Annotated in this window: 12 protein-coding genes and 1 CRISPR repeat array (1 of these 13 only partly in view); of the genes, 3 read left to right on the top strand and 9 right to left on the bottom strand. The window is 38.1% G+C overall.

From position 1 onward, the window contains the following. Nucleotides 1–249: a CRISPR direct-repeat array (repeat unit 37 nt; unit sequence GTTTCATCTTTCTAATACCCCGCAAGGGGATTGAAAC) (it extends 1,021 nt beyond the left edge of the window). A gap of 235 nt (nt 250–484) precedes the next feature. The 6 genes from I8748_RS34170 to ald form a co-directional block, all read right to left on the bottom strand. Next, on the bottom strand, nt 485–5,905 hold the full coding sequence (locus I8748_RS34170) for a trifunctional serine/threonine-protein kinase/ATP-binding protein/sensor histidine kinase (protein WP_198128906.1): 5,421 nt from the start codon (nt 5,903–5,905) through the stop codon (nt 485–487). Nucleotides 5,906–6,361: 456 nt separating this feature from the next. Continuing rightward, complete coding sequence (locus I8748_RS34165) at nt 6,362–7,444, bottom strand: GRAS family protein (RefSeq protein ID WP_198128905.1); 1,083 nt, start codon at nt 7,442–7,444, stop codon at nt 6,362–6,364. A gap of 676 nt (nt 7,445–8,120) precedes the next feature. Next, the gene (gene argS / locus I8748_RS34160; RefSeq protein ID WP_198128904.1) at nt 8,121–9,887 is read right to left on the bottom strand and encodes an arginine--tRNA ligase; all 1,767 of its coding nucleotides are present in this window, start codon (nt 9,885–9,887) and stop codon (nt 8,121–8,123) included. A 402-nt stretch (nt 9,888–10,289) separates the two neighbouring features. Beyond that, a complete protein-coding gene (gene cydB, locus I8748_RS34155) occupies nt 10,290–11,303 on the bottom strand; it encodes a cytochrome d ubiquinol oxidase subunit II (RefSeq protein ID WP_198128903.1) in 1,014 nt (337 codons plus the stop codon). Between the two features lie 342 nt (nt 11,304–11,645). Then, a protein-coding gene (locus I8748_RS34145; protein ID WP_198128901.1) for an IS630 family transposase occupies nt 11,646–12,793 on the bottom strand; the annotation gives its coding sequence in 2 pieces (ribosomal slippage) (nt 11,646–12,349 and nt 12,349–12,793; 1,149 coding nt in all). Nucleotides 12,794–13,155: 362 nt separating this feature from the next. Next, nucleotides 13,156–14,247, bottom strand: coding sequence for an alanine dehydrogenase (gene ald, locus I8748_RS34140; protein ID WP_198128900.1), 1,092 nt, complete (start codon nt 14,245–14,247; stop codon nt 13,156–13,158). Nucleotides 14,248–14,597: 350 nt separating this feature from the next. Between ald and I8748_RS34135 the strand changes: the two genes are divergently transcribed. The 3 genes from I8748_RS34135 (at nt 14,598) to I8748_RS34125 (ending at nt 16,705) form a co-directional block, all read left to right on the top strand. Next, nucleotides 14,598–14,768, top strand: a complete 171-nt coding sequence (locus I8748_RS34135) for a hypothetical protein (protein ID WP_096555737.1) — start codon at nt 14,598–14,600, stop codon at nt 14,766–14,768. Between the two features lie 473 nt (nt 14,769–15,241). After that, nucleotides 15,242–15,535: a hypothetical protein gene (locus tag I8748_RS34130; protein WP_198128933.1), complete on the top strand. Its 294-nt coding sequence runs from the start codon at nt 15,242–15,244 to the stop codon at nt 15,533–15,535. 96 nt (nt 15,536–15,631) lie between these two features. Next, entirely contained in the window at nt 15,632–16,705 is a 1,074-nt protein-coding gene (locus tag I8748_RS34125) for a WD40 repeat domain-containing protein (protein ID WP_318781321.1), read from the top strand. Between the two features lie 198 nt (nt 16,706–16,903). Here the strand turns inward: I8748_RS34125 and I8748_RS34120 are convergent, their stop codons facing one another. The 3 genes from I8748_RS34120 to I8748_RS34110 form a co-directional block, all read right to left on the bottom strand. Then, nucleotides 16,904–18,580 (bottom strand): fasciclin domain-containing protein, encoded by a 1,677-nt coding sequence (locus I8748_RS34120; RefSeq protein WP_198128899.1) that lies wholly within the window; start codon nt 18,578–18,580, stop codon nt 16,904–16,906. A gap of 1,272 nt (nt 18,581–19,852) precedes the next feature. Next, nucleotides 19,853–20,089: a hypothetical protein gene (locus tag I8748_RS34115; protein ID WP_198128898.1), complete on the bottom strand. Its 237-nt coding sequence runs from the start codon at nt 20,087–20,089 to the stop codon at nt 19,853–19,855. A 517-nt stretch (nt 20,090–20,606) separates the two neighbouring features. Then, a complete protein-coding gene (locus I8748_RS34110; RefSeq protein ID WP_198128897.1) occupies nt 20,607–20,819 on the bottom strand; it encodes a hypothetical protein in 213 nt (70 codons plus the stop codon). Nucleotides 20,820–21,054: the final 235 nt, after the last annotated feature.

Here is a 21,054-nt window from a genome sequence, read left to right as displayed (position 1 = left end):
TCATCTTTCTAATACCCCGCAAGGGGATTGAAACTTTTAACTGGACAAATTACCTATAATTCGTTACTGGTTTCATCTTTCTAATACCCCGCAAGGGGATTGAAACTGTGCGATGTTCTATACCTAATGGTGTAATTAAAGTTTCATCTTTCTAATACCCCGCAAGGGGATTGAAACGCCCAGCCGCCGAGTCAATGATGAAATATAAACACGTTTCATCTTTCTAATACCCTGCAAGGGGATTGAAACAATCGAATGGAAACAGATACTCTCGTAGGGGCGTACAGCTGTACGCCCCTACAGTCGATTCATGTGTTCCAAATATTTTGGAAATGGTATTAGTTAAAACTGAAGAACTCCAACTTCTAAGCTGTTACACATTTAATACTATTTCACTAAATTCGTGATACAAATAATTTATACTCTGCACCTCTGCTCCCCTGCGGTATCAACATGTAAATTAAGTGCTTAACAGCTGATTACTCTAGCTTGCTAGTGGCGATGCTTTTGTTATGGCTGTTGGTGAAAATTTTGCTTTTACTGGAAGAGTAATTATAAACTCAGTTCCCTCACCTAAATTTGAGTTAACTTGAATCGTTCCGTTGTGTTTTTCTACTATAATTTGACGAGCGATCGCTAATCCTAATCCTGTACCTTTACCCACGCCTTTTGTAGTAAATGAATGGTCGAAAATTTTCTGTTTTACTTCTTTAGTCATTCCCTTCGCATTATCAGCAATAGATATTTTGGCGTAATTAGCTTCTAAGTATGTCGCAATTTGAATGCGATTAGGGTTACTTTTAATTTCTTGATAACTACGTTGATCATTTGATTCTTCTAAAGCATCAATAGCATTAGCTAACAGATTCATAAATACCTGATTCAGTTGCCCAAGAAAGCATTCAACTAGAGGTAAATTTCCATAATTGGTAATAATCTCAATTGCTGGACGATGCTGATTTGCTTTGAGTCGATGTTTGAGAATTAAAATAGTACTATCAATACCTTCATGAATATTACAAGCAACTTTGTACTCTAAATCTGCTCGTGAAAAAATTCTGAGCGAAGTGCTGATATTTCTCAGGTGTTCACAGGCTACTTCCATTGATGAAAGCATCTGTGGTAAATCTTCGACAAGATAATCTATCTCGATTTCCTCGCCATGCTTAATAATATCATCACCTGGATTGGGGAAACGTTGACGATAATATTCTAAGTGAGCAATTAAATCAGAGAAGTTAGGTTGAGCTTGTTTCAGGCTAGAAAAAATAAAACCCAAAGGATTATTCATTTCATGAGCAACACCCGCAACTAAATTACCCAAAGCTGACATTTTTTCATTTTGGACAAGTTGTAATTGTGTTTGTTGAGCCTGTTGATAAAGTCGAGTATTTTCTAGAGAAATTGAAACTTGGCTACAAAGTAAGTTAATAATTACTAGCCGCTCAGGTGTAAATACACTTTGAATTAAAGAATTTTCTAAATAAAGAATGCCAACTAAATTACCTTGATTGAGAATTGGGGTACACAAAGCACTCTGCGGTTGATGCTGGAGCAGATAATCATCAATTACACCATTAATTTCAGTTTGACAATTGTCAAGGACAACAGTTCCTAATGTTCGTTTAACATATTGAATGAGTTTTATAGGAACCTCTTGGCAAGCATCTAATGGTAGTGAATCAAGAATTTCTGTAGTGAGATTATCTTGAGAGTTGATAGAGGTAATGGCTCTAACTTGCCATTCACCTTGATGAGGTAAAATTAGCACACATTTTTTTGCCACAGCATTTTCTAAGATAATTTTAGTGAAGCTAGTAATTAATTCATCTAATTGGATGTTGCTAGAAATGATTTGTGCTGCTTTGAGGACAGAGGCAAAATCTAGGGCATCAGAAATAATAGTGCTGTTAGTACTAGAATTGAGTGTGTAATTTTGATTTGAAGTGTGAGTAAGCGAATTTATAGCTTCTATATTGTTGAGCTTTTGTTGTTGCAGGATCGGTTGCAGTAGATGGGGATAAAGTTTTTCCAAATCATCTGTTTTTGCTTTGGCTCCCCATCGAGCATAACAGTAATAAGCTTCCTGCATATATGCTTGAGCTATTTTTTCTTTGCCCCAGTCTAGATAAAATTTAGCTGCTACTTCGTTGGCGATCGCTTGTTCTTGAATATAACCGTTTTCTTGAGCCAGAGAAATAGAGCGATCATACAGATCAATTGCTTCAATCTTTTGATCTAATATACGATGGCGTTCAGCTTCTACTAACTGCCACTTATGCAAATAGTTCATCGGGGCGTACTCTGCCCAATATTGCAACCTGGCTTGATTTTCCTGAACTCGTTGCAGTTGAGTTTCCAACTCAGCCTGAGAATTAGGCACTGTCGCCAGGATAATCAAAGAGTCATAAAAATTTAAACCAGCTTCAGCAATAGTTCCTTTGCCTGCGGCTATATACTTCCTGGCTCGAAGAGCATCTATACTGGCTCCGTCAATGTCTCCCAGCAGAAATCTCAACATTGCTTGATGCACGCTGAAAATAAATATTCGCCACAGATCGTTAGAAAGTAGTGCTTGAGAAACTAGCTTTTCTTCATTTAAGGGATTTTCAAATGAGATTTCGATTTTGTCTGGATTTCCCAATAGAAAGAGCGTTGTTTCCCAATAGATTGAACAATAGTTAGCTGCTGTCAGCTGATTAAGTTTGAGTAATTGTTGACGATAAGCAAAAATTTGGGATTCTAATTCCACTAAAAGTTGACCGCACCAGTAGGAATTAAGACAAAATATATTCGCATTTTGTGCGGCATCCTTTAATTTACCTGTTTCTAATCCTGCTTGATAGCCTTGTTGTGAAATGGGCAAGGTTTCTCGCAAATGAGACTGACGATGGTGCAAAAACAAGGCAATGGGAATAAAAGTTTCAGGGCGAATGTTTTTGGCTTCTGCTTCTAAAGCCAGACGGTAAGCTAATCGACCAAATTGAGTGGCTGCTGTGACATTCTGTAGAAATATGTTGAGAAAAACCCCATAACATGCATAACTATAAGCTGAAGTAAGACTGTTGCCATACTGGAGCGATAAATTTACCTGTAATGTGTTTAGTAATGGAAATACAGGCGAACCACTTACATAACAAGCTGTCATGATACTTGCAGCGATTTGTATCATTGCCAGCTTTTCAGCATCTACCATTGGTTTTAAGTAAAATAAATCCTCAATGGGTCGCTCGCCTAGCAAGGAGTTAATTTCCTTTACTGCCTGCTGAATATATTCTAAAGTAAGATGTTCAGGAAACTGTACACCCAATTCTTGAAGAATTGCCTGACCGCTAGATATTGCTTCTAAAAGCTGATTTTGAGAAGTTAATGCTTGTATTTTAATGATGTAAACGCCTACTTGATCTAAAGGCATTTTGGCATGATGAATCACAATATCAATCCATTGATTCATCTGCTCAAATTCACCGCAGAGTGCAGCTACTGCTGTGGCGAGTTCGTGAAAAGTCAAAGACATTTGGTATTGTTGTTGCCAAGCTTTGCTTTCCATCAGATTAAGACCAACTGTGGCATACTCGTAAGCAGCTCGATAAGCAGTAGAAGTTTTAGCTTTGCGACAAGCACACAGGTTAAGTTCTGCTAGTGCATCATGTTCGGTTTGGTCGGTAATTAGTTCAATACCATAATTTAACTGATTGACTACTGCAAAGATTTTCTCTTCTATAGCTTTAGGTGAAAGTTGCTGGAGTAGCAATTTTCCAATTTGATAGTGAACGAGCGATCGCTCTTGTTCAGGAATTAGGGAATAAGCGGCTTGTTGGACACGATCATGCAGAAATTTATATACAACAATCTCTGAGGTTTTTGAGGTAAGTGCTTGATGTTCTTGCCCTACATAAAATTTATAATTTTCATTCAGAGGTAAAATCAATCCTGACTGCAATGCTTTCCATAAATCAGCTGCTGTTTCTATTTGCGATCGCTTGGAAATAATTGCTAATGTTGCTAAATCAAACTGATTACCAATACAAGCTGCTAACTGCAACACATTCTGAGTTGCTTGAGGTAACATTGTTAATTGGGATACCATGAATTTAACAATGTCATCAGTTAAGGTTTGCTGGTTAACTTGTGTAATATCACATTGCCAACAGCGTTCCTGAAAGTTAAACTCAATCAACCCATCTTGATGTAATCTCTTGAGCAGTTGCGTTGTAAAAAATGGATTACCTTTAGTTTTTTGATATACTAATTGTGAGAGGTTTTGTGCTATGTGTTCCGCACAACATAAAGTATCAGCAACTAATTGATTTAAGAAAAATAGGCTGAGCGGTAATAAATTTATACTGTTAACTCTTCCAGTTAGTTTACTAATTTTATCTAACGTTAAAATTAAAGGATGAACTGGTGAAACTTCATTATGTCGATATGCTCCAATCAATAATAAATAACTTTGATTCGATTCATTCATTAATAATTGTACGAGTTGCAATGAGCCTGAATCAGCCCATTGCAAATCATCTAAAAATATTACTAAGGGATGTTCTTTTGTAGTAAATACTTGAATGAATTTTTGAAAAATTAAATTAAATCGATTTTGTGCAGCAGTTCCTGAAAGTTCTGCTAAGGGTGGTTGTTGACCAATAATTTGTTCTAATTCAGGAATTACCTCAATCAAAACTTGTCCACTTTCAGCTACAGCTTTGAGAATTTTTGACTTCCAATGTTGTAGTTGCTGGTCACTTTCAGTTAACAATTGCATCATTAAATCACGAAAGGCTTGCACAAAGGCAGAAAAAGGAACATTACGATTGAATTGATCAAACTTACCTTTAATGAAATAGCCCCGTTGCTTAACAATGGGTTTATGTACTTCGTTAACTACCGCAGTCTTACCAATACCAGAAAACCCAGCCACTAAGATAAGTTCGCTGTATCCATACGAAATGCGTTCAAATGCTGAGATTAGTTGCTGAACTTCATTTTCTCGTCCGTATAACTTTTCTGGAATGAGAAATTGTTCACATAAATCTCGTTGTCCAATTTTAAACTCCTTAATTTTGCCTAAATTCTGTAATTGATTTAGACAAATTTCTAAATCATATTTCAGACCCGATGCGCTTTGATAACGGTCTTCAGCATTCTTTGCTAATAGTTTCTTAATTATCTGCGCTAATACTAAAGGAATATCTAAATTTAACGCACAAACTAAAGGTGGTTCTTTAGCAATGTGGTAATGTACCAATTCCATAGGGTCATTGCTGATAAAAGGTAGTTGTCCCGTCAGCAATTCAAAAAATGTAGCTCCCAATGCGTAAAAGTCTACTCTATAGTCAATTCCCCGGTTCATCCGTCCAGTTTGTTCTGGTGCTAAATAAGCTAATGTACCCTCCAATACACCGGGATTTTGAATATTTTGTGTTTCTTTAGGTAGTAATGAAGCAATACTAAAATCAATAAGTTTAATTTTTTTTGTATCTGGATTAATCAGAATATTTGCAGGTTTAATATCTTTATGAATAACTTTGGCAAGGTAGAGATTCTCTAAAATTTCTGTTAGTTGCAAGGCTATGGAAAAAAACTCCTTGAGTTCCAGTTTATGAGTATAAATATACTCTGCCAAGGATATTCCACCAAAGTATTCCATTACTAAGACATAACTATTATGGTAAGATTCTAAGCAATATATCTCAATAATTCCTGATATTTTAAAATTTTTGGCAATTGTATATTGGTTACGAAACCGTATTAGTTCCGTAAAGGTGGGATAAAAACCTTTTAGCAGCTTGATTGCTACAGGTAGGTCATCAATTTTCCGCTTTCCTCTATATACTAATGTTCTAGAGCTTTCGTAAAGTAATTCGCTCAATTGATAGCCAGGTAAGCTGCTAGAAGAAAGTATCATATTTCCAAATTAAATAATTTTTATTTAGATTATTGATAATTTATATTTATTAAAATTCATTAATTATCACTGTTTTTAAGATTATACATAGTTATTGATTAACGCCAGTTGTTTGATGAATAAGTTTAGATAAAATTCTCAAAAATTTTATAATTTTACTCTTGTTTTGGTATATTCGCTAAGAGAAAATTGCCATTTTAGAGTGATTGGTTTATTTCCTCCCATCGTCATTATGGAGTAGATAGCTTGTTGAATATAGTCATAGATAAATTGAAATTACAGGTATTAGTATTGATATGCTACTTTATATCCAAATTTTGCGAGTTAAAAATAGCGGTTATATTGAAATTTATCAAGCATATCTAGTAACATAGACAAAGTAGATTTTTTGATTACAGGTATTTGGATTTTAATTAAACACGAATTATCATAGATATGCAGATTATTTTTGTGTTTTTATTGAACAGCGATAATAGCTATTAATGCAGTATTGTTACATTCTATTCCTATGTAACTATCTCTGGTGACAACATTACCCACTGGATGAGAAAAATTAGTTAAATTGATAGTACTTAAATCAAAAGGCTTAAAACCTTCCTTATAAAGCCTCTGTAACCAGATATCCACTGATTCATGTCTTTCACAACGAGTTTCTTCACAATTACCTAATACATCTTCAATCTCTCTGCCAAAAAAATTGTTAATTATCAAAAATTTCATTTTTTTGGGCATATCTACTTGGGAAAGAGCTTCAAACAATAATCGGTAATTTATCCAAGCATTTTTGAAACGATACCATAAGTCAGAAATGTTATGATCCCAATTAGGCTCAACAAGAATAAATGCCATAGGATTTAATCGAGAAATTTTTAAAATCACCTCTTGACGAGTATCATATCCTTGTTTTCTGTCAACTATGTGGTGTAAAGAAAATGCTTCATTAATGATTATATCTCCATTTAAACTAGCTAAAAATAACCACTCCCGTTCACTTAAATCTTCAACTAGCTTTGGAAATGGAATAAATTTTAAATCGAAATCAAGTTCTTCAGATGCTTTTAAAATATTAGATTCAGCTTCTAATAAATTTTCTTGAGAAGGTTCTATACCTACAATAGTCAATTGTTGAAGTTTTATCCCCTTTTTGACTAAACGCTTCAGCAAATCAACTTCTTGTAAACCTTTACCTATACCTATATTTAATAGTGTAACAGTAGTTAATTGACTTAAAATTTGACAAATCAACTCATTTGCTATGGGATGTGTCAACGAAACGAAAGGAACATGTGTAGAAAGTAACTGAAAAAGGTCAATCTGTGAAATTTCATCATAGTTTTGCAAATAAATATTCTCAGCAGTGTAACCGTCAATTCGTTTAAGTAAAGCTGAGGAGAAAAGAAAATACTGTAAATCTAAGAAATCATTATCTATATTTTGTAAAGATTTAATTAAATCCTTTAAATTATTTTTAGCTTGTACTGTTGAGCCTATTTTTATCTGTAATACAGATTCAGCTAACTTATTAAAGTTATTATTCATAACTATTCTCTGTTTTGGCTTAGGTTATTTAGGAAAATATTTAAAAAATTGAAAATTGGAATCAATCAAAATTTTTTTGATTGATTATCTAGACAGTATGTTCTGCTAATGCAGTATTTACCTCAATAAAATCCATAGCATCATACTCAATAACCTCTTGTAATGTGTCTATTACTTCTGGTGCTTAGAGATAGATGAGTGATTATTTTTATAATACGTATTTTTATTATCTATTGTCATGGGTTATTACACGGAGATAGATCACTTCTGTGTGAAGTTACGCTAAACTACGTCAAACTATAAATAGTTAGATTTAGGACATTGACCAGCTGTCCATTTGAAACCGACATTTCAGAAATTCAAGAAGAATTGGGAAAAGCACTCCAATGTGCTGTAAGTGCAAGCAGTAAAGAAAAGTAACACATGCTTTACTAGCTTAAAAGCGGTCAAGTGACCAGCAAACACAAACTGGCAGAACCTTTAAGGTATGATAAAGCAACTATCGATCGCTGGTTGAAAAAGTACTAACATGGATAGCGCGATCGCTTACTAGAAGTCAAATATGCATCGAGACAAGTACTAATTGTTAGAGGACAAGCCGTAGAACAACTGAAACCCTTGTTGGTTGAAGTAACCACAAGGGTTTGAGAGTCATCAGTTATCAATCAATAGCTTTCTACATCCTTTCTAGGACTTGAATTCCTAGCAAAGATAGTCCCAATTTCAGGGTTCTCGCAGTCAAATCACATAAAACTAAGCGGGATGTACGGTACGGTTCTTCTGCGTCCAGCACCCGAACTCCTTGATTGCGATCGTAAAACTGATTAAATTTTTTACTCAGTTCATACAAATACTCACATAAACGATGAGGCAATAAATCTTGCTCTACAGTATTAATTACCTCATCTAGTTGAAGCAAGTACTTTGCCAAAGCCAATTCTGTTTCATGTTGCAACAGAATTTTGGCATGATCTCCCAACTCCTCAAAGTTAATTTCCCCCTTACGGCTAATACCTTGAATTCGTGCATAAGCATATAGCATATAGGGTGCTGTATTGCCTTTGAGATCCAACATTTTGTCGTAACTAAAGATGTAGTTACTCGTGCGGTTTTGGCTTAAGTCCGCATATTTAACTGCGCTAATACCAACTACTTCAGCAACTTTATTGATAAATTCTTCAGTTTCTTCGCGTTCTTCTTCTTTTAATCTAATTTCTAAGTCTGCACGCGCACGAGTAATTGCTTCATCTAACAAATCCCGCAACCGTACTGTGTCTCCAGAACGAGTTTTGAATTTCTTACCATCTTCTCCTAACACCAAACCAAAAGGTACATGCACAAGTTCCACATCTTCAGGAATCCATCCTGCTTTGCCTGCTACTTTAAAGAATTGGGCAAAGTGGTTTGCTTGTCCTGCATCTGTTACATAAATTATGCGTTTTGCCTCATCTTTTTGAATCCGGTAGCGTAGAGCTGCTAAATCTGTTGTAGCGTAGTTATAACCGCCATCAGATTTTTGCACAATCAAGGGTAAAGGCTCACCTTCTCTGTTAGTAAACCCTTCTACAAAAACACATTTCGCACCTTGATTTTCTACTAGTAAACCGGATTTTTCTAAATCTTCTACCACTGTTGGCAGTAAAGGATTGTAGAAAGATTCTCCTCTTTCTATAACACTGACATCTAGTAAATCATAAATTACTTGAAACTCTTGGCGTGATTGTTCACACAATAGTTTCCAAGCATGAAGTGTATCTTCCGCACCGGCTTGTAATCTTACCACTTCTTGCCGTGCAGTCTCTTGGAAAGCTTCATCTGCGTCAAACCGCAATTTAGCTTTGCGATAAAAAGTAACTAAATCTCCAATATCTAAAGCATTAGCAGTAGTCAGCGCTTCGGGGTAAACTTCCCGCAAGTAGGCAATTAACATACCAAACTGCGTACCCCAATCACCTACATGATTTAACCGTAGGACATCATGTCCTTGAAATTCCAGAACACGGGCGATAGAATCGCCAATAATTGTAGAACGCAAGTGTCCGACGTGCATTTCTTTAGCAATATTCGGGCTAGAAAAATCTACAACTTCCCGCTGAGGCGTTTTTGTCGCTGGAATTCCTAGCCTGGAATCTGCTTGAATAGCTTGTAGTTGCGCTTCTAAATATTCTGTTTTCAGCTTGAGATTGATAAAACCAGGCCCGGCTATTTCTGGCGGTTTGCAGATTTCTGATACATCTAGCTTCTCAACAATAGCAGCTGCGATCGCTCTTGGTTGCTTTCCTAACCTTCCACTTAAGGATAAAGCCACATTCGCCTGATAATCACCAAATTTAGGATTGCTAGCAGTAACCAAAATGGGATCTACGCCAGCGTATTCAGCGCCAAAAGCCGCGACCAAAGCCTGCTCAAATTTTACTCTTAGTTGTTCTTGTGTAGCGTTCATATTTAAATGTTATCTGTTTGAGAAGGCAATGGACTGCCTGATGATTGGAAATTGTTAAGGCTTGATTATTTTAGCCACTAAAATATAGTTACATAGATATAGTCAAGACTGTTATGGTATGTCACCACCCTTTAGTACTCGACTTGATAGAGCAGGGGAGAAGTTTCAAGCTTTAGGCGAAAATTCAAATAATACCACTTCTATGCATGGCAACCGAACTAAAATGAGTATATATAATCACACATAGCAGTTAGCACGCAAATCCTAATTGTAACCTAACGTACCCTGATATATTTTGTGCCTTTGTGTCTTGGTGGGAAAAAATATTGAACCACAAAGACACCAAGACACAAAGAATTTTAATTTGTTTTAGTATAGGCAATTGATGACGGCTATTTATCTTTATTCTCCGTAGTGACCACCAGTCACCTTACCTCGGAAGACAATGTATTGATAAAGGTTATAAAACAGCATCACGGGAATGAGGAAACCAATAAATATCAACATGATTACCAACGAACTAGGATCAGCAGATGCTTCATAGATGGTAATCTGAGGGGGAATGATGTAAGGAAATACAACTAATCCTAAGCCAAAAAACGACAACACGAACAACAGAATAGTCCAGATCAAAGGCGCTCTTTCTTGTTTTCGAGTCAGACTAGTAAGCAGTTGAGAAATTAATATTACTCCCAGCAGTGGAATGAGTGCAAAGATAAAAACTAGGGGTGGTGCAAATAAGCGTGACCTTGCACTTTCATAAAATATTGGTGTGGTAATCGTGATGAAAATTGCCCCAAGTAATGTTGTCCAAGCAGCAATTTTTGCAGTCTGATAATGGGTTTCTTGTAACTCTCCTGTGGTTTTCCAAATCAGATAAGTTGAGCCAATCAACACATATCCTTGAATCAACGTCAAAGCCACCAATACTGTTGGAATACTTAACCAGTCCCAAGTTGTGCCAATAAAGTGTCCTTGCTCATCAACAGAAATACCTTTTAACACAGCACCCAGAGCAAATCCTTGACCGAGTGCAGCGGTAAAACTTCCAGCACCAAAAGCAAAATTCCAAAATAATTTTCGCGTTGCTAACTCCCGAAATTCAAATGCCACAGCACGAAATATGAACCCAAATATCATGATGATAATTGGGATATACAAAGCATTTAAAATTGTGCTGTAGGCTAAGGGAAACGCACCAAATAAACCTCCCCCCATCAGTACCAGCCAGGTTTCATTAGCATCCCAAATGTTGCTTAAGCTGGTCATTAAAACGCTACGGCGTTTTTCATCAGAGGAGGTAAGAGACAATATACCTACTCCTAAATCAAACCCATCAAGCATTACATACAGGAAGAGAAAGAGAGCTAAAATCACAAACCATACCTGTGGCAGAAAATACTTTAGCGTCTCCATACAACCTCCTCATGTTGTGCTTTTTTAGGATAAACGTTCCACGACTGGTGCAAATAGACCAAAAGTTACATATATTACTTTTTTCTAAGATTGCCCATGATGGAGGAACAGCCACAGCAGATTCCCTTGCTCGAAAGCTTCAGGCGATCGCACCTATCACTCAGTAAAGTAAAAGATGCCATCGCCCTGAAAGATGATTGCCTTTTTTCCTAATGCACTATTTTAAGCTTGCCACGCCACTACCAAACTCAAATCTTTTATGGCAATGGTTTTTTTTGACTTGTATGTATACCGTAGCCTCACAAATGTAGGACTTACGCACACTCTACTAGCGCGACCGGGCTAAAATAGTGCAATAGGATAGAGGTGTTTGAGTTTAATACGGGCATCCTCTGTTGTGAAGCGCCATTGAACTTGGCTATTCGTGCGATTACGCTGGTTCTGCCAGGCAGATAACTCCTTTTCTAACTCGGTGGCAGAGGAAATACGACGGTCAAGACATTGTTGAGAAAGGACACTTAACTCAATCTCGGCAACATTCAACCAACTACCGTTACGAGGGGTATAGTGAATTTCTAAGCGGCGAGCTAATCGATGAGCAACAGTTGCAGGAAAAGCTTCATACAGTGAGGCAATGTGATGAGTATTGAGATTGTCACAAACTAACTTGACTTTGCGCGCGTGGGGATAGTCTACATCTAGAAGTTGGCGAACTTCCAGTGCCCAATCGACGCGAGTACGATGCTCACGACTACTCACGCGCCGCCATCCTCTCAAGGGGTCAAAAAATATAAATAACGCACGCACACCATGCCGTTCATAATGGTAATCTTCTTTGCGATCGCTTGCGGGTGTCATTGGTATTGGCTCAAACACGTCCGCTTTTAACTCGTAAGCCGCTTCATCCATGCAGATGAGTGGTTCATCTTCTGTGTGCTGGCTGGTATAAATGTCTAAGACTTCTTCCATCTGTGCTACAAAGCGTGCCGCATCGCGTTCGGGAATACAGTAACGCTGCTTTTTCCACGGGCGCAATTCGTTTTTTTGAGTGTACATCGCACAGTCTCACGACCTATTTGCGTGACGATACTTCGCGCTTTGAGTTCGTCTACTAATAACTTCATCGTCCAACGAGTCCTACCATCCGGCGGTGGTGAACAGCATATAGCTATCAGATGCGCCTGTTTTTCTCCATCTAATTTCTGTGGCACGGGTGGTGTCTGACGCGGCTTGCGGTTGAGGGCTGCTTGTTCTCCTTGCTCTAAAAATGATGAGCGGATGCGGGCAACGCTATTACGATGTAATCCTAGTGCTGCCCCTATCTGCTGGTCATTCCAGCGTTGCTGCCCATATTCACCCTCATCCGACATGATCAGTACACGTGCGTGCAGAATTTTTTTCACTGGTGCATGACCATTACGGCTGAGCGCTTCCAAGTGTTGTCTTTGTTCTGCACTTAAGCGAATCTTGTTTGTTCGTCCACGTCCCATTTTCTTTGTCTGTTTCTGCTACATCTAATGCACTATTTTAGCCCGGTCGCGCTACTACGAACTCTTGGCTTTCTTGGCGTCTTGGCGGTTCGATAAATTAAGCTTTTTGGCAATTTTTGCGTCAGTCCTCAAATGAAGAACAGGGTGGTTTCATTCCATCAGAGAAAAATTAAAACCAGGTATCAAAGCCTCTCCCCCGTGGGAGAGGTTTGGAGAAAGGTCAAAATCTATGGTTCAAAACGAGAAATCGAGGCTTTCATATTTTTCTTTTTTCGTATGAAACCACCCTGTAGCCTCACAAACGAGGAGGGGTTAGAGACGGTGTTTTACAGGAACTATGAGTAATCTAAATTTACTAAAATCTAACTGACTAAATCAGGGAACACTTCTTGCACAGCAGGATGCACTAAGCGATGATTTTGTACATTCACACCCTTGGCTAATGCTGGGTTAACTTCTAGTGCCTTGATGCCCAAATTTGCCAATTGGACGACGTAAGGCAGTGTACTGTTATTAAGTGCTTGAGTTGCTGTCCAAGGTACTGCTCCTGGCATATTAGGTACACCATAATGTACTACACCTTCTTCTAAGTACACTGGATTTGTATGGGATGTGGCGTGTAAAGTTTCTACACAACCGCCTTGGTCAACGGCGACATCAACAATTACAGAACCAGGATGCATTTGTTTGACCAATTCGCGGGATACTAGTATTGGTGCCCTACGTCCAAGGACTAAAACAGCACCAATCAGTAAGTCAGCTTCTTTCACGGCGGCTTCGATATGGGCAGAGTTGCTGTAAAGCAATTCGACTCTAGAACCAAATAAAGTTTCTAGGTAGGATAAACGCTCGACATTTACATCTAAAATTTGCACGATCGCACCCATGCCCACGGCAATTTTAGCTGCTTCTGTGCCGACAACACCCCCACCTAAAATCACTACTTTACCCGGTTTGACTCCAGGAACGCCGCCCAAAAGAACGCCTCTACCACCTTGTTGGCGTTCTAGGAACCTCGCCCCAAATTGTACTGATAGCCGACCAGCAATCACGCTCATGGGGGTAAGTAGAGGTAACTTGTTAGCACCAGGTAACTCTACAGTTTCGTAGGCGATCGCACAAATGCCACAATCAATTAGACTCTCGGTTAATTTGCGATCGGCAGCCAAATGCAGATAAGTAAATAATATCTGTCCCTTTTGCAAAAATTTATATTCACTTACCAGTGGTTCTTTAACTTTGATCACTAACTCCCGATTCCAAGCCGCTTCTGGTGTAGAGACAATCTCCGCCCCAGCACTTGCATAATCATCATCTGTGAATCCAGCACCATCACCTGCTTGTGTCTGGACAAAGATGGTATGACCATTTTCTCGCAACACCCGCACGCTAGAAGGACTCAAACCTACCCGAAATTCCTGATCCTTGGTTTCCTTGGGAACGCCTATTTCCATATACCGCCTCTAATAAATTTTTTGTTCCACTTTAGCCTGCCAGTAAGAGACAAGCACTTCCGTATTCTGCTTAACTACATACCACCCTAACGTTCTCAAACCGACTATAGAAGCTGCAAAGTCTTACTCTTGACTATTAACGTCACATTTCTACAATATATAAAGAATAATTACAATTTGTTAAGATAGCTGTTGCAGAGCTTCCTCCCAGGAAACAGCTAGCTTGAAAAAGCTATCTTGGGGTTCAGGTGCTGTATTAGCTCAAAATCACCAAAGTCCTGCTTGGAGTCAACCTCCGCCTAGACTTCTCGCTATCAAATCCCGTTTGCCAAAAAGAGGTTTCACAGAACATGACACAACCACAACCAACAGTTACCCCCAAACTGGAAGAGCCTAAATTTGGCTTTAATGAATATGCTGAACGATTGAATGGTCGAGCCGCAATGATTGGTTTCGGCTTGATGGTGTTGATTGAGTACGTCACCAATCAAGGCGTGCTATCATGGCTCGGACTGAAATAGTGCTGAGTGCTGAGGCACAAAGTTGTAGGGGCGGGTTAAGCCCGAAATTCAAGTAGCAACAAGATATGCCAGGTAAACCCGCCCCTACAAAAGTTAGGAGTTAGGAGTTAAGAGTTAGAAGTTATTTCTCCCTTATCTCCCCTGCACCCTTGCACCCCTGTGCTGTTTCAGTAAGTTGTAAGCTAGTAATTAGAAGAGTTGAAACCAGCTGGAATATCTAGCTGGTTTTGACTATATCGATCAAAAGTGAACTACCTCCCATGATTTGCCGTCTATAACTATGAAGCACACCCAAAAGTGTCAGTCTTAGCTACCAAATGCAAATCATACACGCAAGCTAGTTAATTACTACACTTGTGACCTTACTGAAGAAAATTCTAATATCTTAGATGCTTCTTATCAGCAGGATAACTCTTAGGTGAGGTATTCTCGGTAACTTTACATAAAAGGTAAACTTGATAAACCAAGCTGTGATGAATGCTGTATTACCTCGTTTTTTGAAGTCAACCTACAGGAAAGACCCGCTAGTCAGTGTATTGATAACTGTAGGTGTAGTAGATGCGCTGATTGGTGGATTTGATGATAGCTGGTCATTGTTTGCCTTTGGCTTGGGGACAGCAGGTGTAGCCCTCGCCTTTAAGTTATGGCGTGTCCAGCAACGCCGTTCTATCCCAGAGGAGCCTGTAGTACAACATTACTTGCCCTCTCGCTCATCTAGTCCGACTCTACCTACATTGACCGTTTCTAAGAAAAAACCACCCCAGTAAGGAGATAAGGGAGATAAGGGGGATGAGGGAGATGTTACTTACCCATTTCTCGATGCTATGACTAATAGAAGTATTTAATATAGTGAGGAAAAATTAGTGAATAGTCAGGGAAGAGGTGGTGCAAGTAATTCTGTAGTGCGCCAATCTATGATTTTGGCTTTTATGGCAACTATTGCCCTTGGATTAACTAGTGTTCAAGGGTTCTATACTTATGTTGCACAAGCTGCTGCCCAAGTAACACCAAACTCCCAAACTCCAACTAGTTTTGCCAATCCTCAGTTACTTTATACCTTAACTGGACATACAGGAACCATTAAATCATTAGCTTTTAGTCCCAGTGGCAAAGTTTTGGCTAGTGGTGGTGCTGACAGCGACGGGGTTATCCGCTTGTGGAACCTGGAAAAGGGCAAAAAATTGGCTACTATCAACAAAGCCCAAAAAACATCTGTGGAATCTTTGGTGATTTCGCCAAATGGCCAAACCCTAGCAAGCTGTAGCAATGACCACACAATAAATCTTTGGGATCTGAGAAATAATAGTTTTACTCGCTCTTTTGTAGGACATACTAGTAATGTATTGTCTTTAGCTGTATCTCCTGATAGTAAGATTCTTGTCAGTGGTGCATTAGATGGGATTCGCTTGTGGGATTTGCAACAACAGCGTCCACTAGGTACTCTGGTACGCTTTGATAATTCAATCTTTACAGTGGCAATCAGTCCCGATGGCCAGACTCTGGCTAGTGGTGACTACAAGGGTGTGATTAAACTGTGGAACTTAAGTACTGGTAAATTAATTCGGGAATTGGCAGCACATTCTAATGCAGTCAGTGAAGTAGCTTTTACACCAAATGGAGAGAATTTAGTTAGTGCTAGCCGCGATCGCACCATTAAAATTTGGAATATCACTTCTTTCCAATTAGTCCGTACTCTCACAGGACACAACAATTGGGTAAATGCCATCGCCATTAACCCCGATGGACAAACCCTTGCTAGTGGTGGCAGAGATGGAATTAAATTGTGGAATTTAACTACAGGCGAGTTATTATATACACTTAATGGTCATAAGGATTGGGTAAGTGCGCTCGCATTTAGTCCAGACGGACAAACCCTGGCTAGTGGTGGATTTGACCGAATAATTAATATTTGGGGAACTCCTGTAAAACGTAATTAAGAGCGATCGCATCAAATAAAACTTAAGTTATAGCAGTTAAATAGCATAATTATTCATAATAGTCGATGACCGATAACTGATGACAGTCACTAGTTATCGGTCATGGGTCTACACAATTAGCTCTGCAACTTCAATGCGGAACAGCTTAAAATATTTAATTAATTCGCTGTTGTAGCCTCTTAGTGACTCCTTCAGTCTCTAAAAGTTCAAGCCAACTCCCAGTACCAACCCAACATTAGTGTCATCCAAAAAAGCTGCATTCACAGCACCTGTGGCTGTAAAACGAGAACCTAAAGGAACATCTATACCGCCAGTTAGCAATAATCCCACATCAGCGTCATTTTCCGTGTCAATAGCTACGCCTGCGCCTAAGTAGGGAGATACAGGAAATGTCCGGTCACCTGTGGGATTTACTGCACGTGGGGCCAAATCAAAAGTCACGGGAACTAGAACAACTGTATCATCCCCAAAAACAGCTGAAGGTCGCACTGATAAAAACCGTGTCAACCCGATTTTGCTAATAACGGAAAAGTTAGTGTCGCCCAGCGCGGTATCACCGGTTAAACCAATGTTACCAGCAACCCCTACATAACTGGAGCCTCCACGAGTAGCTCTACCTGGCGTTACATCACTAGTACCAGTTCCATTTTGTGGCTGCTGACTAACAGTAAGATTTGGTGGTATCAGAACTGCATTAATTGGATAAATAATGCCGTTGCTAGCTTGGACACCAGGCTGGATAACTCTGGCTTCGTTTACCGAAACTTGATTAGTGGCGCTATCAACTTTAATGTTGACAGATGCATCCTCAGCCGTCTTGACTTCTCCCGTAGAAAGTTGACTAGAAGTTATAGCTCCAGGAACCACATGATATCTCAAAATCTTAATCAAGACTTCTCTGTTCTCTGGTCGCTGTAACTGTTCTAAAGTGCTAGCAGGTAAAGCAGCAAATGCCTCATTAGTAGGAGCAAAAACTGTGTAAGGGCCTGGTTGTTGTAAGACATCTGTTAGACCTGCTGTCTGCAATAAAGAAGTCAGGGTTGAAAAAGAATTACTAGACGCAGCCAGGGAAACAATATTGTTATTGGTTTGAGCACTGCCAGTATTACTGGCTGCATTACTGGCTACTATATAGCTAGTAGCTGGTACATTACTACCAAGGGCTTGTAACTGTCCCTGCTTAACTAAAGCTTGATACAAAATTGCTGCTGCTTCGGCACGAGTCAGCGACACTTGCGGATTAAGTTGATTGACATTGGGGTAGTTAACAACAAGATTGGCTTGCGTTGCTGCTGCGACATTATTAACGGCGTAGTTGGGAATGGCTGAAGCATCTGTGTAATAAGTACTGTTAACAGTTGATGTATTATCACTGCTACTCAAACCCAAACCATTTGTTAAAGCAACCAACGCCTGCACTTTGGGAATTTGCTGATTTGGTTGAAACAAGTCTCCTGGATAGCCTGTTAAAAATCCAGTTTCATAGGCTTCTCTAATTGCATCTGCTGCCCAGTAGTTAGCAGGAACATCTCTAAATCCACTGGAACTTAACTGGCGAACAGGGCTTTGGTTAAAGGCTTTTTTAATTAGCGTAGCAAATTCAGCGCGAGTCACAGATTGATTCGGCTTAAATGTGCCATCAGGAAAGCCTGTAATGATGTTTCTTTCGGCTAAGGCTTGGATAAACGGAAGCGCCCAATAATCTGAACTGACATCACTAAAGTTAGAAGTTGATGTTGTTGATGGAGTTGTGCTTGGTGGTGTGGTTTGCGCTATGGCTACAGAAGCAACTGTTATGGGAGTAACTGTTGCTGCCAGCATTCCCAAAGCTAGCAAAGTTGCGCTTGCTGAAGACCAACGAAAGAAACTACCCATGAAAATATCTCCTAAAAAATTAGAGCAATTTATGCAAGTACAACTAAATTGATTGACTATTTGAGAAACTCTGCATGATGCAAGGCTGAATAGGCAAAAATTTACAAATATTTTTTGGTCTCATCTCCACATCAAAAGCATATATGTGACCTGTTAAATAATTTTTGTAATTCAACATTTTTGATCACATAATCACTTGCTCTTACTGTCAGATGGATACATAACTTTATTTGTTCCACCATCTTGGGGGTTACTAGAAGAATGGGTATTGGATAGCCATTTCTTCATAAATCTAGAAAAAGGTGGATATGATGAAGTTAGGTCAGCATAACATCTAGCATTCTTTGAACGAGTTCATCTGTCAATCAAGGTCTTGGTAACATTTTTAAATTATTGCTTGATTTACACAACTAGCTATGGGTTCAATTATTATCAAAAAGTTTCAATCTTTAGATAGATGACTTTGAGTAGAGATTACGAATAGTAGTAAAATAATTAGTGATTGCATTAAAAAGATCGAGTAAGTTGTTGAATCAGAAAAATCTACATGATTTGCTAAACTACCGACGCCGTAATCAATTGGTTTTAATTGGCTCATGTGTAAGCTTTAAGATTGAAACTGTTTGATACTAGTTTTTCTGGCATTTTTAGTCTGAGCCATCATCAACTAATAAATATAAGCTTCATATGACTTTCTCGCCGTAGCAATGAAATTCTAAGTTCCATCTTTAAAAACAAAAATAATCCTATAGTAAAATTACAGCAATTTTTTAATCCTAATAAAGATAGACTTGTATTTGAATATATACTGTTATTTTTTACATAAATAAATATATTTTGTGTTATTATAAATATAATTTTTTATTATAAAAAGCTCAAGATTGTTAGCTTGTTAAAAAAATGTCTTTGAAAAACACTTTTAGCCTTAATTAAACGTGTCTATCTTTGACCTATCAATAAAAATAAATTAATATTAAAAATAAATTTAAACCTAAATAAAAAACAGTCAAATCACTAAATTTATCATTATAAGTTTTATTTTCAAATAGTACTTTTAGTAAATAAATATTTATTGATGTTTTTATATTAATATAATCAATACTATTATATAGTGGATTTTTGGCTATAAATATATCATGTACCTATGAAGTAAAATACTTCATAGGTACGAGTTCACAACAGATTCATTGATACTATATACAATGTGTCTGTCAAATAGTCGAAGCTATTTGTATTTAGAGCCAGGAGATAATAGAAAGGTAAGCCCTATGATTAAAAATCTTCCCTAAAGCCTAAAAGCCGTATAGGGAAACTTTGACCATCAGCAGTAGTGAGAATACCACGAACACTAATATCAGGTCTGTTACCTGGAAAACTTAGTTGTCCTCCTTGTCCCCCACCCCCAGATTGTCTAGGAGGAAATCCGCCAAATTGTCCGCCAGAGAGAAGCTGTTGTTGTTCTGTAGACAGTTCTACAAATATCTCAGATTGGATGGTTTGAACTAACATAGTTGATTGCCTCGATTACTTACATGAATGATGATTGGACTAATTTAGGTTGAAAAAAATCGAACTTTCAAGTAGTTAAGTATCCTGGGATGCCCGAAGCCACTATCATCAAAGTTAATCTCATCAAATCCACTTTCATTAAAGCTACTAATGTAACCTTAAGCTAGAGTGATTGTTACTCTATGGATAATGTCACAAGCAAATTAGATGCAATGATTTGATTTGATAGAACAGATGACTTTAATTCAGCAGAGAAGGATACCTTGAGGTTTGTGAAGTTACGGGATCATTCAATATGATCCCGTAATAAGTATCCATCAAATAACCAAAACTATTTGCGTCTAGATTTAGGGAAGAGCAGAAAGATAAGCGCTATAGTTAGCACTTTTATTTCTGGTCTCTTAGTTATAGATTTAATATCTTAAGAGAACATAGAAGACCTTTCTAACTTTCTCAAAACCTGATTGATATTGAGCAAGTTATGTGGCTCTTCTTCTCTTCCTTCTAGCCACAAAGTTTATGATATTCTTTGGACACGAACGAGGCTTCTGCTTCTAATCCTGTAAAGGCGAACACCTCTACCTCCGACCCAAGGCGTACCCTCGTCACCGCGATCTTCACCTTGCTCATCAGTGCCTTCTTCATCACCAGGTTTAATTCCACCAGCTAGAAGTTGTTGTTGCTCTGTGGATAAATCTGCAAGTAAATCAGACATCATTTGTGTTGGCATAAATCATTAACCTCACTTACGTACATAGGTGTTAATCACCTATGTTTTTATTATTAGCTATAACCATAATTAATAAATTATTCTCAAGTTAGAAAAAAATATGATAAATATCTTTCTTTTGACTCATGAATATAATAAAAATAAATTAAATAATTTTTCAAAAACAGCCCTGTAAAAATCGTCTTTTATATTTCTATATAAATAAAATCCAGTTTGTTTTTAAACAAACTGGATT

This window comes from Amazonocrinis nigriterrae CENA67, from assembly GCF_016056305.1.
In the GTDB taxonomy this organism is placed as follows: Bacteria; Cyanobacteriota; Cyanobacteriia; order Cyanobacteriales; family Nostocaceae; genus Amazonocrinis; species Amazonocrinis nigriterrae.
The sequence above is the reverse complement of the archived record's forward strand: the minus strand, read 5'-3'. Positions and strand labels throughout refer to the sequence as shown.

Excerpts from the sequence above, each read along its gene's own strand:
- I8748_RS34170 (WP_198128906.1), bottom strand. The coding sequence starts at position 5,905 with ATGATACTTTCTTCTAGCAGCTTACCTGGCTATCAATTGAGCGAATTA.
- I8748_RS34165 (WP_198128905.1), bottom strand. The coding sequence starts at position 7,444 with ATGAATAATAACTTTAATAAGTTAGCTGAATCTGTATTACAGATAAAA.
- argS (WP_198128904.1), bottom strand. The coding sequence starts at position 9,887 with ATGAACGCTACACAAGAACAACTAAGAGTAAAATTTGAGCAGGCTTTG.
- cydB (WP_198128903.1), bottom strand. The coding sequence starts at position 11,303 with ATGGAGACGCTAAAGTATTTTCTGCCACAGGTATGGTTTGTGATTTTA.
- ald (WP_198128900.1), bottom strand. The coding sequence starts at position 14,247 with ATGGAAATAGGCGTTCCCAAGGAAACCAAGGATCAGGAATTTCGGGTA.
- I8748_RS34135 (WP_096555737.1), top strand. The coding sequence starts at position 14,598 with ATGACACAACCACAACCAACAGTTACCCCCAAACTGGAAGAGCCTAAA.
- I8748_RS34130 (WP_198128933.1), top strand. The coding sequence starts at position 15,242 with ATGAATGCTGTATTACCTCGTTTTTTGAAGTCAACCTACAGGAAAGAC.
- I8748_RS34120 (WP_198128899.1), bottom strand. The coding sequence starts at position 18,580 with ATGGGTAGTTTCTTTCGTTGGTCTTCAGCAAGCGCAACTTTGCTAGCT.
- I8748_RS34115 (WP_198128898.1), bottom strand. The coding sequence starts at position 20,089 with ATGTTAGTTCAAACCATCCAATCTGAGATATTTGTAGAACTGTCTACA.
- I8748_RS34110 (WP_198128897.1), bottom strand. The coding sequence starts at position 20,819 with ATGCCAACACAAATGATGTCTGATTTACTTGCAGATTTATCCACAGAG.